This window comes from Pseudomonas sp. ANT_J12, assembly GCF_008370045.1.
Taxonomy (GTDB): Bacteria; Pseudomonadota; Gammaproteobacteria; order Pseudomonadales; family Pseudomonadaceae; genus Aquipseudomonas.
Window position 1 is genome coordinate 1 of sequence record NZ_VOBN01000015.1, and the last position, 12,447, is coordinate 12,447.

At 59.4% G+C, this 12,447-nt stretch carries 10 protein-coding genes; 4 read left to right on the forward strand and 6 right to left on the reverse strand.

What is annotated here, in order from left to right:
• Positions 1-310: 310 nt before the first annotated feature.
• Positions 311-1,780, reverse strand: a complete 1,470-nt coding sequence (locus FQ192_RS24505) for a site-specific integrase (RefSeq protein ID WP_149660861.1) — start codon at positions 1,778-1,780, stop codon at positions 311-313.
• 194 nt (positions 1,781-1,974) lie between these two features.
• Positions 1,975-4,476 (reverse strand): ATP-dependent helicase HrpB, encoded by a 2,502-nt coding sequence (gene hrpB, locus FQ192_RS24510; protein ID WP_149660862.1) that lies wholly within the window; start codon positions 4,474-4,476, stop codon positions 1,975-1,977.
• A gap of 109 nt (positions 4,477-4,585) precedes the next feature.
• On the opposite strand from hrpB, the gene FQ192_RS24515 reads away from it, so the two are divergent.
• Together FQ192_RS24515 and FQ192_RS24520 are read left to right on the forward strand one after the other, a co-directional pair.
• Complete coding sequence (locus FQ192_RS24515; RefSeq protein WP_092277683.1) at positions 4,586-5,005, forward strand: polyribonucleotide nucleotidyltransferase; 420 nt, start codon at positions 4,586-4,588, stop codon at positions 5,003-5,005.
• A gap of 15 nt (positions 5,006-5,020) precedes the next feature.
• Complete coding sequence (locus FQ192_RS24520) at positions 5,021-5,914, forward strand: cation diffusion facilitator family transporter (RefSeq protein WP_149660863.1); 894 nt, start codon at positions 5,021-5,023, stop codon at positions 5,912-5,914.
• 84 nt (positions 5,915-5,998) lie between these two features.
• Here FQ192_RS24520 and FQ192_RS24525 read toward each other — a convergent pair whose 3' ends face one another.
• The gene (locus tag FQ192_RS24525) at positions 5,999-7,057 is read right to left on the reverse strand and encodes a DUF6515 family protein (protein WP_149660864.1); all 1,059 of its coding nucleotides are present in this window, start codon (positions 7,055-7,057) and stop codon (positions 5,999-6,001) included.
• A gap of 415 nt (positions 7,058-7,472) precedes the next feature.
• Between FQ192_RS24525 and FQ192_RS24530 the strand changes: the two genes are divergently transcribed.
• Both FQ192_RS24530 and FQ192_RS24540 read left to right on the forward strand, forming a co-directional pair.
• The gene (locus FQ192_RS24530) at positions 7,473-7,952 is read left to right on the forward strand and encodes an Lrp/AsnC family transcriptional regulator (RefSeq protein ID WP_007937367.1); all 480 of its coding nucleotides are present in this window, start codon (positions 7,473-7,475) and stop codon (positions 7,950-7,952) included.
• 238 nt (positions 7,953-8,190) lie between these two features.
• A complete protein-coding gene (locus FQ192_RS24540; protein ID WP_133837610.1) occupies positions 8,191-8,397 on the forward strand; it encodes a DUF2788 domain-containing protein in 207 nt (68 codons plus the stop codon).
• On the opposite strand, the gene FQ192_RS24545 is transcribed toward FQ192_RS24540, so the two are convergent.
• From FQ192_RS24545 to FQ192_RS24555, 3 genes are all read right to left on the reverse strand, one after another.
• Positions 8,392-9,027, reverse strand: a complete 636-nt coding sequence (locus FQ192_RS24545) for a pseudouridine synthase (protein ID WP_149660866.1) — start codon at positions 9,025-9,027, stop codon at positions 8,392-8,394. The two genes, FQ192_RS24540 and FQ192_RS24545, sit on opposite strands and share 6 nt — an antisense overlap.
• Before the next feature lie 122 nt (positions 9,028-9,149).
• On the reverse strand, positions 9,150-10,649 hold the full coding sequence (gene amn, locus FQ192_RS24550; RefSeq protein WP_178129222.1) for an AMP nucleosidase: 1,500 nt from the start codon (positions 10,647-10,649) through the stop codon (positions 9,150-9,152).
• 94 nt (positions 10,650-10,743) lie between these two features.
• Positions 10,744-12,393 carry an acyl-CoA dehydrogenase family protein gene (locus FQ192_RS24555; RefSeq protein ID WP_149660867.1) on the reverse strand — a complete coding sequence of 550 codons (1,650 nt, stop codon included), beginning with the start codon at positions 12,391-12,393 and terminating at the stop codon, positions 10,744-10,746.
• Positions 12,394-12,447 lie beyond the last annotated feature (54 nt).

Consider the following 12,447-nt stretch of genomic DNA (forward strand, 5'->3'; position numbering starts at 1 on the left):
GGTAGAGGTACACTTTTTCAACGCTGGCATTGGGACGCATCATGGTGATGGACTCCTGATGGAAATCGGGAGCACAGCATCAGCCGTCAGCTATCCGCTTGGAATGTGGGGTTCATGGAGCGGATACCCACAATCATCATGACTATTAAGGTTTTTCCCTCGTGCGAAATATGCCAAACTACCTATATCGATCGGTTTTTTCCTTATTTTTTTTGACAGCTGTAAGCGCAACAACTCAGGTTCGAGGATTGGCTGCATAGCATCCACAAGTGTAATAACGTTTGTCTCACGGAGCTCCATTTTCGCCAATTCACACATGGCGGCTATCCACTATCAGCACATCGTAACTACCGTTAAATAGCTTTTTTTCCCACAACTCCTGGGCACATATTTTCTCATGCGTCATTTTAAACAACTTCAAATACCCCTCAGTAGTTTGCCGCGACTCATGATGCATTCGCTTTTGTATGAAAGCTATATCGTCACCCATATGCATTAGCCCTTCTCGGATTAAAACCTGAAGACGCTGATATAGTTGGTAAGCAAAAGTTGCTCGTAACCAGTGGTAAGAAAAATCGTTGGGGAAACCTGCTGTTATACTTTTTAGTAACTTACGCTTTATCGTCTCCGTCACCTGACCTGTTTGAGGTGATTTAGTCATAAAATATCTAGGATCAGATTTTGCCATATAGTAGCTATTACATTGATCAGATAAAAACAAGTAAACGTCATCCTCCTCAAATGACTGATCAGGAAAGAGCACTCGTAATTCGTTCAAGAATATGGTCTGCCGCTTTTTCATCGCTGGGCTGCTGGCCAGCACGATCAATTCTTCAGCAAGCTGTTTGGGGAAATATAGAGTCTGTGCTTTATCATTTTTTGTATCGATACCAGTCGATGGTCCTGCGTGCAATTTATAGGCTCCTTCCGATAACAGCTTGGTTTCTTCGAAAGCTTTTAAATGTTTTAGACGCATCGTTAAAACTGTTTGCTTGCGCGCACCGGTCATCAAGGAAGTGAGCAGTATCAATCTCTCAACTGTAGACCAAAATCCCCCCCCATTAATTGTTTCCAACAGCAGACGAAGCTCAATATTGGTAAGTGGTCTTAAGTCGTCGCCACCGTCTCTAACAAAACCATTTTGAATTGCGTTACTAGAAGGCGTGCGTCGAGTCTGACTACGCTTCATAACATCAATTACTTGGGCGCCTCGCGGGGTCTGAACAAGGAATTTAACTTGCTTAACCGTATCCACTCGCCTTATATCGAGTGGATGCCAATATTGCGATACATATTTGTAAAAGTGATATACCACCGAGGTATATTGATTTATTACACCACCACTTCGTTTTCCGGCAATCACTAAATTATTGAAATATTTATAGGTCGGGCGAAGAGGGGGGCGCGAACCAGAAAAGTCCAGCCAATCCAAGTTATTGGTCTCACAGAACAAAAGGTAGTCGAGTAATTTACTGCCACGACGCCGCACCTCATCAGTTCGCCTCTCTAAAGGGGATTTGTCGCGCATACACCAGAGAAGGTATGAGTTTGCTTCATGCCAAGGCTCGCCATTTGGATGAAGCAGGAATGGGACGTGGTAGAGATCGTGCGTATCTTCAGCGCCGCCTTCATTAACCTTATATACAACCTCCGAAGCCCCCCCTTCAAGCATTGAGCAAACAGCGCCAGGGATTTCTCGCGTGTAGAGATCAGCGAAAGCATCACGCGCGAGGGAGATGATTATCAGACGGCCTTCAAGATTTGGATTGGTGTAAGACATGGCTCACCTCGAATATGGTGAGTTCACGTTAAAGGTTGGGGTGTCGCGATGCCTCCCAAGTCGTTGCAGATTGTCCAGCCCCCTTGATTTACAAGGCGCACGCAACGTGCCCGAGAGGTATGTGTCTTATGCGAGCACCATCAACTCTGTCAATGGTGCTCGTTATGGGAGAGCTCTCTAGTGAAAAGCGTCAATCACTTTTTGTTAAGCGATTCAACCCAAGGGTCCAACTTATGGAATAGTTTCGGATACCGCCCCTTCAAATCCTTCTTCACCTCGGCATAGGTGCTGCGCCAGAAGTTCGCCAGGTCCTGGGTCACCTGCACCGGCCGCCGCGCCGGGGACAACAGGTGCAGCTTGACCACCTGCCGCCCACCGGCGATGCGCGGGGTCTCGGCCAGGCCGAACAGTTCCTGCAAACGCACCGCCAGAATCGGTGGCTGCTCGCTGTAGTCCAGACGAATCGATGACCCGGACGGCACGCTCAAATGATGCGGCGCCAGTTCGTCCAGCCGCTGGGGCAATGGCCACGGCAGCAGGTTATGCACGATGCTCGACAGGTCCAGATTGGCGAAATGACTGAGCCGCGAGACTTTGCCCAGGTACGGCATCAACCAGTGTTCAAGATTCTTCAACAGCGCGGCGTCACTGACATCCGGCCATTCGCTCTCGCCCTTGCCTGCGAGATCCAACTGGCGCAACAACGCCACCCGCGCCTGCCACTGACGCAGCTCCGGAGTCCAGGGCAACAACTCCAGACCTTTGCGCCGCACCAGATTGACCAGCGCCTGGCTGCGCGCGCTTTCGTCGAGGCCGGTCAAGGGTTCGCGGCTGAGGATCAATTCACCGACCTTGCGCTGGCGCTCGGCCCGCAGCACGCCTTCGCGCTCATCCCAATCCAGTTGATCGACGCAGCGCACTTGCTCGGCCAGCACTGAGTCGAACAGCGCCGGATCGAAATCCGCCGCCAGATAAATCCGCTCTTCACGCTGGCCCTGACGACTGCCGAGGTCGGCGATTACCAGCCAGGGCTGCTTCATCAAACTGTCGGCCTCGGCGAACAGCGCCGCCCGGCCATTGGCCAGCCGATATTCCGCGCCACCGGCCCGTCGCTGTTGCGCAACCCGGTCCGGGTAGGCCAGCGCCAGCAATGCGCCGAGCCAGCGTGGATGATCGGGATCGCTGACTGGCTCCGAGGCTTTACCGCGCAAGTAGCCGCGATACTGCCGTGCCAGTTGCCGGGCTCGTTGTACCCCGCCCTGAGCCCCGCGCGCGGCGCGCTCTTCACCGGACAACAGCACCAATCGGCTGTGCAGGTCGGCGCCAGCGCCACGCAAAATATCGCGCTCGCCCAGCAGTGCGGCGACATCGCACGCCATGTCCGCCAGACCGAGCGCCTGACCGCGCAGCAGCAAATGCGCGATCCGAGGATGCGCCGGCAATTGAGCCATGGCTTGACCGTGACGGGTCAACGCTTCGCCGTCCAATGCGCCGAGACGGTCGAGCAAATCCTGAGCCTGTGCATAAGCCGCAGCGGGCGGCACGTCGAGCCAGACCAATTGACCCGGTGTCACGCCCCAACGCCCGAGCTGCAACGCCAACCCGGCGAGGTCCGCCGAAAGAATTTCCGCACTGGCGTACGCCGCCAGTTGTTCATGCTGATCCTGCGACCACAGGCGATAACACACGCCCGGTTCCAGACGCCCGGCCCGACCTGCACGCTGCGTGGCGCTGGCGCGGGAGATGCGCTGAGTATCGAGGCGGGTCATGCCGCTGCCGGGATCGAAACGCGGTACCCGCGCCAACCCGGCATCGATCACCACGCGCACGCCGTCGATGGTCAGGCTGGTCTCGGCGATGTTGGTCGCCAGCACCACTTTGCGAAAACCTGCCGGTGCCGGGTCAATCGCGGCGCGTTGCGCGGCCAGATCAAGCTCACCATGCAACGGGCAAAGCAGCACCTGTGTGCTATTGCCCAAGGCATCGGCCAGTTGCTGATGCACCCGCCGGATCTCCGCCTGCCCCGGCAGGAACACCAGCACGCTGCCGGTTGCATCGTTCAAGGCTTCGAGGATGGTTTGCACCAGCCGTGGTTCGATAAATTCGCCAGGCTGGAACGGCCGGCCCCAGCGCATCGCCACCGGGTACATGCGCCCTTCGCTGCGCAGGATCGGCGCGTCATCGAGCAAGCCGGCCAGACGTTCGCCTTCCAGGGTGGCCGACATCAAGAGGATTTTCAGTGGCTGGTCTTCGCGAAACAGCTCGCGGCCATTGAGGCTCAGGGCCAGCGCCAGATCCGCATCCAAGCTACGCTCGTGGAACTCGTCAAAGATCAGCAGCCCCACGCCATCCAGCGCCGGATCATCCTGCAAGCGCCGGGTAAGAATGCCTTCCGTCACTACTTCAATGCGGGTGTTGGGGCCGACTTTGCTGTCGAGACGAATGCGATAGCCAACGGTTTCACCCACCTTTTCACCCAGCTCGCTAGCCAAACGCTCCGCCGCCGCCCGCGCCGCCAGTCGCCGTGGTTCGAGCATCAGAATGGTCTGCCCCGCCAGCCACGCCTCGTTGAGCAAGGCCAATGGCACGCGGGTGGTTTTACCGGCGCCGGGCGGTGCTTCGAGCACGGCTTCGTGGCGTGTCGCCAAGGCTTCACGCAGGGCGGGTAAAACTTCATCAATCGGCAAAGAAATCATGCTGGCTCCCAAACAGAGCGGCGAGTATAACGGCGAACTGCTTGGCGTTAATCACAGTCCTAATTCATACAGACGCCCATTCGTTTTCAAATGACCCAGGAGATTTCATATGCGTATCCCCTTTCGCCTGATTGGCGGTGTTCTGGTCGCCACCCTGCTGACCCAAGTGACTGCCTGCGGATCGATTTTCTACCCGGACCGTCGCGGCCAGATCGACGGCAAGATCGACCCGGCCATCGCGGTGCTCGATGCCGTGGGCCTGTTGTTCTACGTCATCCCTGGCTTGATCGCCTTCGCCGTGGACTTCGCCACTGGCGCGATTTACTTCGAACCGGGCAAGACCGCCCAGGTAGCGCCGGAAAAACTCAAGGAAGCGATCGGTCCGGACGGTCAGGTCGATAACCGCAAGTTGCAGACCATTCTGGAAACCGAACTGGGCCGCAGCTTCCCGCTCGACGACCCACGCCTGATCCAGCACAAGGGCAGCACCCAGCAACTGGCCATGTTCGGCCTGCAACCTGCCGCATAAGGAAGCGCTTCACCCATGACCACCAGTCTCGAACACGCTCGCCTGCTGCGGTTGGCGACCCGCGCCTCCGTGGCGGTGGCTTGCACGCTGATCATTGCCAAAGCCATTGCCTGGTGGCTGAGCGGTTCGGTGAGCATGCTCGCCGGGTTGACCGACTCGGCCCTCGACGGCATCACCTCGCTGCTCAACCTGCTGGCGGTGCATTACGCCTTGCGCCCGGCGGATGACGATCATCGCTACGGCCACGGCAAGGCTGAATCGCTATCGGGCATGGCCCAGGCGTTGTTTATTGGTGGCAGTGCGGTATTGATTTCGTTGCAGGCGATTGAGCGACTCAAGCATCCGGAACCGGTGGGCGCGCCGTGGATCAGCATCGGGGTGATTATTTTCTCCCTCGCACTGACCGTGGCGTTGCTGATGTTGCAGCATCGGGTGATCAAGGCCACCGGCTCCAACGCCGTGCGCGCCGACTCGCTGCATTACCGTTCTGACCTGATGCTCAATGGCAGCATCCTGGTGGCGCTGGTACTGGCCGGGTTCGGCTGGCATCAACTGGACGCGTGGTTCGGCCTGGGGATTGCGGTGTATATCCTCTGGAGCGCGGTGCAGATCGCCCGGGAAAGTTTTGCGGTGCTAATGGATGAAGAACTGCCGGCGGATGTCAGCCAGCACATGCTGGAGCTGGCGTGCGGCGTACCGGGAGTGCTGGGGGCGCATGATTTGCGCACGCGGATTTCCGGAAACCACTGGTTTGTGCAGTTGCACCTGGAATTGCCGGGGGAGCTGACGTTGTCAGTCGCGCACGGCATCAGCGATCAAGCCGCCGACGCCATCCACGCCGCCTACCCGCGAGCCGAAGTGCTGGTGCACGCTGACCCGATAAGAGCAGCTGCAAGCGGTAAGCTTTAAGCTGCAAGCTGCAAGCTGCAAGCTGCAAGCTGCAAGCTGCAAGCTCCAAGCTTGCCGCTTAAAGCTTGAAACTTGCAGCTGCTTTTATTCCACTTGATAACCGCGACTGCTCAGGCAGTTGCCCTGGGCCTGGCGGTAGGCTTGCACGACTGACGGATCAGGCTGGTACGTCGCGGTTTGCGGATTGAAGCCGCTTTGCTGCACCGCGTATTGCGAGCACTCGTAACCGTCCTGGGCGACTTGCTCCGGGGATTGGCCGTTGGCCGGATACGCGGTGACGTCAATGCCGTTGCTGGTCGGTTGCGGTTGCGGCGCGCCTGTCGGCGGCTCGACCACTACGTAATCCTGAGTGCTTTCTTCGTAGGCATAGTAGGAACCGGCCGCGAGGAACAACAGCGCGCCGCCGATCCACACTTCACGGGCGTAGTCGGGCATGTAATGCACACGAATCCCGCGTGGCGGCTGAACCACTACGTAACGCGGACCTTGTGGGCGATACCAGTAGCCGCCGGAGTAGAAGTAATCCTGGCCACGGTACGGCACACGGAAGTTGCGGTCCGGGAAGCGATCGACCATCTGACCGGGACGATACTGCGGGCCTGGGCCCCAACCATTGCCGTGCCCGTTCGGGCGACCTTCCCAGCGATGGTCATCGGGACGCGGGCCCTGATTGCCGTTCTGCCAGTGCTGGTTGTTATCGTTGCGGCGCGGGATGTCCTGATAGTTGCCGTAGCGCGGCTGCTGGGTCTGGCGCACGGTGTCGGGCCGGCCCTGGATCGGCAGGCTATTGGCCGGGAGTTGCGGCGGCGGTGGCGCCGGACGAACCTGGGTGTTGGCGTCGTGCGGCTGACGGTTCTGCCATTGGCCGTCGTTGCGGTTCTGGCCGTTGTGCTCGAACTGACGACTGTTGTCGCCGCGAATGATCTCGTTGTTCTGCGGACGCGGCTGATTTTGTTGCGGGTTGTTTTGCGGCCGGGGCTGGTTCTGATTGTCGCCGCCATGCCCCTGATTATTACCCTGATGCTCCGGCCCGCGCTGCCCGCCATGGGGGCTGCGGCTTTCCTGATCATCGGCGAGCGATTGCGCGCTGACACTTACACACAGCAAACCAACACCGGCCAAACGCCAGATGCGCGACTTCATGCTCTTCCTCACTGCGGGTTAGGGCTTGTACATGAGACTGGGAAAGCACAGGCCGGTTCTGCAACAGGTTATCAGTCACGCAACTTATTTATTGAGCAATAAAAAAGGGAGACCCGTCGGCCTCCCTTTGAGAACTTCGTCCGTGCTCGACGCTTATGACGTCGGCTCACCTCACGCCGTCTTCTGGACAGTGTGTAGCTCGGAGGCCGGCACATCCCCGGTGGGGGTGGCGGCCGCGACTGGCCTGATTGGGCGAGTCGCTGTGGACTGTTTGTCCGAGCAGTGATTCTGTTAATAAGAATAGGCCTGGGGCGCTGGCAGAGGATTGCGAAGATTGCTCAATTAAACATCACTTGCGCAATTTTTAACCCTGGATAGATAATCCGCCGCAATAGTTACGACAAAGGACTGATTGATGAGCAAACTCGACCGTTACGACCTGAGCATTTTGGCGGAATTGCAGCGTGACGCGCGCATCTCCAACCAGGAACTGGCCGAACGCATCGGCCTGTCGCCTTCGCCGTGCTCGCGCCGCGTCAAACAGCTGGAAGACGACGGCTACATCTCCCGCCAGGTGGCCCTGTTGGACCGCAAGATGCTTGGCCTGAGCCTCACGGCCTACGTGCTGATCGGCATGGACCGCCACACGCCTGAACGTTTCGAGAATTTCGAAGCAGCTATCCGTACCTTGCCGCAGGTGCTGGAATGCAGCCTGGTGACGGGGATGGATGCGGACTATCAGCTCAAGGTGGTGGTGCCGGACATGGATCACTACCAGAAACTGCTGCTGGGGCATCTGACCCGAATTGAAGGGGTGACCAGCGTGCGGTCGAGTTTTGTGTTGAATCAGGTGTTGAACAGCACCGAATTACCGTTGACGCATCTGCGCAGTTGATCGAGTTGCGGATCGTTCCCACGCTCCGCGTGTGAATGCCTCCCGGGACGCTCCGCGTTCCGCTCTTGAATCGTGACGCAGAGCGTCACTGGCTGCATTCCCACGCAGAGCGTGGGAACGATCAGTGTCCGGGGCGACGAATAACCGCGACACACTGCCGCAGGTCAATGCCCGCCTCACTCGCCGTGCCGTATACTCGCCCCCGCCCTTTTAGCCTCGCCCGCGCTGGAGATGTTCGATGGATCCTGCAGTATTCGAAGAGTGGATGATGACTGGCTTGGTCAGCATCCTGATTATTTTCATGGGTTTCATCGTCTGGGACCTGGCGAAGAAATCCAAGGCTGGCAAGTTCGGCACCATGATTCTGTTCTTCGTGCTGGGCCTGGGGATCTTCGCGTTCATCATTAAAAGCGTGGTCATCGCCTACATCGAAACCAGCTCATAACCGCGCCGGTACTTCCTTCCACTGGCCCTGATCGAGCCCTTCGATCGTCCAGTCGCCAATCCTGACCCGCACCAGACGCAACGTCGGCAAGCCGACCGCCGCGGTCATGCGCCGCACCTGACGGTTGCGCCCTTCACGAATCACCAATTCCAGCCAACAGGTCGGCACGCTTTTGCGAAAGCGCACCGGCGGATTGCGCGGCCACAGCTCCGGCTCTTCCAACTGCCGCGCTTCGGCGGGCAAGGTCATGCCGTCGTTCAGCTCGACGCCATCGCGCAGGCGTTGCAACTGCTCGGCGTTCGGCTCGCCTTCCACTTGCACCCAATAGGTCTTGGCCAGTTTGTGTTTCGGGTCGGCGATTCGCGCCTGAAGCTGGCCGTCGTTGGTCAGCAGCAGCAAACCTTCGCTGTCGCGGTCCAGTCGTCCTGCCGGGTAAATGCCGGGAATCTCGATGTAATCCTTGAGCGTCGCCCGCCCTTCTGCGTCGCTGAATTGCGTCAGCACATCGAACGGTTTGTTGAACAGAATCAGTTTCGGCTCGGCCGGTGGCGCTTTGGCGGCACGGCGCGGGGCGGATGACGAGGTATTCGCGCCAGGGCGGCGGGAAACGGGACGTGGAGGACGCGACATGGGGAAAGGAACATCTAACGGTCAGGGCTGCTAATGCTAGGGCGTGCCATCGATTATTGCCACAGCAGTGGAAATAATCGATGGCACGCCCTGCCCCAACCGCTAAATGGCCATGACAACTGTTATCGGAACGGCGGCTCGTCGAAGCTGCGCAGTTTGCGCGAGTGCAACGAGTTGAGTTCGGTGCGCAACAGATCCACCGCCTCGATGCCGATCTTCAAGTGCTGGCTGACCGCGCGTTCATAGAAAGCGTTGGCCGAACCCGGCAGCTTGATTTCGCTGTGCAGCGGTTTGTCCGAGACGCAGAGCAACGTGCCATACGGCACCCGCAGGCGATAACCCTGGGCGGCGATGGTGCCGCTTTCCATGTCCACGGCCACGGCGCGGGACAGGTTGATCAGCGGTCGTTCCTGCGCCCAGCGCAATTCCCAGTTCCGGTCGTCGTAAGTCAGCACGGTGCCGGTGCGCAGGCGTTTCTTCAGCTCATCGCCCTTCTCGCCGGTGATGTTGGCCGCCGCTTGCTGCAAGGCCATCTGCACTTCGGCCAGGGCCGGGATCGGAATGTTCGGCGGCACCACCCGGTCGAGAATCCCGTCGCGACGCATGTAGGCGTGAGCCAGCACGTAGTCGCCAATGGTCTGGGACTGACGCAGGCCGCCACAGTGGCCGATCATCAGCCAGCAATGCGGACGCAGCACGGCCAGGTGGTCGGTGATGTTCTTGGCGTTGGACGGGCCGACGCCAATGTTCACCAGCGTCACGCCGTGGCCATCGCTGGCGATCAGGTGATAGGCCGGCATCTGGTAGCGGTGCCAGACCACGCCCGCCGCAATTGCGGAAGCTTCGCCGTGGTCCATGCTTTTTTCAATGATCACATTGCCGGGCAAGACCATACGCACGAAACGCGGATCGCTGCGCAATTGCTCCAGGCCATGCACGATGAATTGGTCAACGTAACGATGGTAGTTGGTCAGCAGGATCCACGGCTGCACATGCCGCCAGTCGCTGCCGGTGTAATGCACCAGCCGGCGCAGGGAGAAATCCACCCGCGCCGCATCGAACAGCGCCAAGGGCAGCGGATCGGTGTTTTCCCAGTCGTACAGGCCATCGGCGATGCCGTCGGTGGCGGCGGACAGGTCGGTACTCGGGAACACCCGCGCGAGCGTGGCTGCGGTGACGCCGGAACCGGCCAGTTCATCGCCTTGCTCGACTACGTACGGATACGGAATGTTCTGCTGGCTGACGCCGACTTCCACCGTGACGGTGAAGTCGTGCATCAGCGGCACCAGTTGTTCCAGCAGGTATTTACGGAACGCCGCCGGGTGGGTGACGGTGACGCTGTAGGTCCCCGGCAACTGAACCTTGGCGTAGGCGCGGGTGGTTTGTGGCACTTCGCCCTGGCAGAGGTAGGTCAGGCGCAGCTCGGGATAACGAAACATCGCCCGCTGTTCGGCGTCCGGTTCGATACGATCCTTGAGGTAACGCTTGAGCGCCTGATTCAGCGCAGAGGTGGCCTGCTCATGCAGGGCGGCGAGCCGGTCGACGGCTTGTTCGGCGGTTTGAACAACAATAAACGCTTCGGTCACGATCAGCTTCCTGTGTTCTGACATGCAGACCTTCATCTTGCCTGCATCGTCGCTTCACGGGAACAGTGGCGTGAGGATGGCGACCCACCCTCTCCAACCACAGGGTATCGGTGTGCCTTTGATTGGATTATCAAAAGCCTTGCGGGGTCGAGCGCGCCACGATTGCTTCCACGTCCAGCCCACGCGGCAACGCGCCATACACCCTTCCCGCCTGACCCAGCCGACTGGCGATAAACCCGTCACTGACCGCCGCATTCCCCGCCTCCAGCAACAACCTGGCCTGCAAGCCCAGCGCAATGTCTTCAGTCAGCTGCCGGGCGCGGTATTGAATGTCGCTGGTGTCCTTGAACGCCGCCTGCAATTGGCTGATGTGCGCGGCCAGGCGTTTGTCACCGTGGCCATCGCCCAACTCGCTGAACAGCACATCCAGCACGCCTGGCTCTTTCGACAAGGCCCGCAGCACGTCGAGGCATTGCACGTTGCCGGAACCTTCCCACGTCGAGTTCACCGGCGCCTCCCGATACAAACGCGGCAGGATGCTTTCTTCGACATACCCGGCACCGCCCATGCATTCGGCGGCTTCGTTGATCATTCCGGGGGCACGTTTGCAGATCCAGTATTTGCCCACCGCCGTTACCAGCCGGGCGAATTTGGCTTCATGGCTGTCATCCAGATGATCCAGCGCCTTGCCCAAGCGCAAGCTGAGCGCCAAAGCGGCTTCGCTTTCCAGGGCCAGGTCGGCCAGTACGTTCTGCATCAACGGTTGTTCGCTGAGCAGCTTGCCGCCGACCGTGCGGTGGGCGCAGTGATGGCTGGCCTGGGTCAGAGCCTGGCGCATCAGGGCGCTGGAACCGACCATGCAATCGAAGCGGGTCATGGCGACCATTTCGATGATGGTCGGCACGCCCCGGCCTTCCTCGCCGATCATCCACGCCAGGGCGCCACGGAACTCGACTTCGCTGGACGCGTTGGAGCAATTGCCGAGTTTGTTTTTCAGGCGCTGGATGTAGAACTGATTGCGCGTGTCGTCTGGGCGATGGCGTGGCAGCAGGAAACAGGTCAGGCCCTTGTCGGTCTGGGCCAAGGTCAGGAACGCATCGCACATTGGCGCCGAACAGAACCACTTGTGCCCCACCAGTTCATAGGCCTGGCCCGGACCGCTGGCGCCCAACGGATAAGCCTTGGTGGTGTTGGCCCGCACGTCGGTGCCGCCCTGTTTCTCGGTCATGGCCATGCCGATGGTGACGCCGGCCTTGTGGGCCATGCCGACGTTGCGTGGGTCATATTCGGTGGCGAGGATTTTCGGTAGCCACTGCTCGGCCAGACTCGGTTGCAGGCGCATCGCCGGGACGCTGGCGAAGGTCATGGTCAGCGGGCAACCGCTGCCGGCCTCGGCCTGGCTGTGCAGGTAACTCATGGAGGCGCGCGCAACGTGGGCGCCGGATTGCGGATGCGCCCAGGGCAACGAGGTCAAACCGTGCTCGACCGCCGTGCGCATCAGTTCGTGATAGGCCGGGTGAAACTCCACCAGATCGATGCGATGACCATAACGGTCATGGCTGACGAACACCGGTTTGTTCTGATTGGCCAGGAACCCGGCCTCCATCAGCGGCCCACCGGCCAGCGCGCCATACGCGTCGATCCGTGATTCGGCCCAACCGGCGCCAAAGCGTCGCGACCACTCCTGCAACGGCAGGTCGATGCGATACAGGTTGGTGCCGTCCAGAGACGGTGGCTGGTTGGTGACTTCGTGGGTTTCGGCGAACTGATGCAGGTTCATGACGGGGCTCCTTTGGTCAGCCAGGAATCCAGTTAAGCACCGGCCCTTGGATGA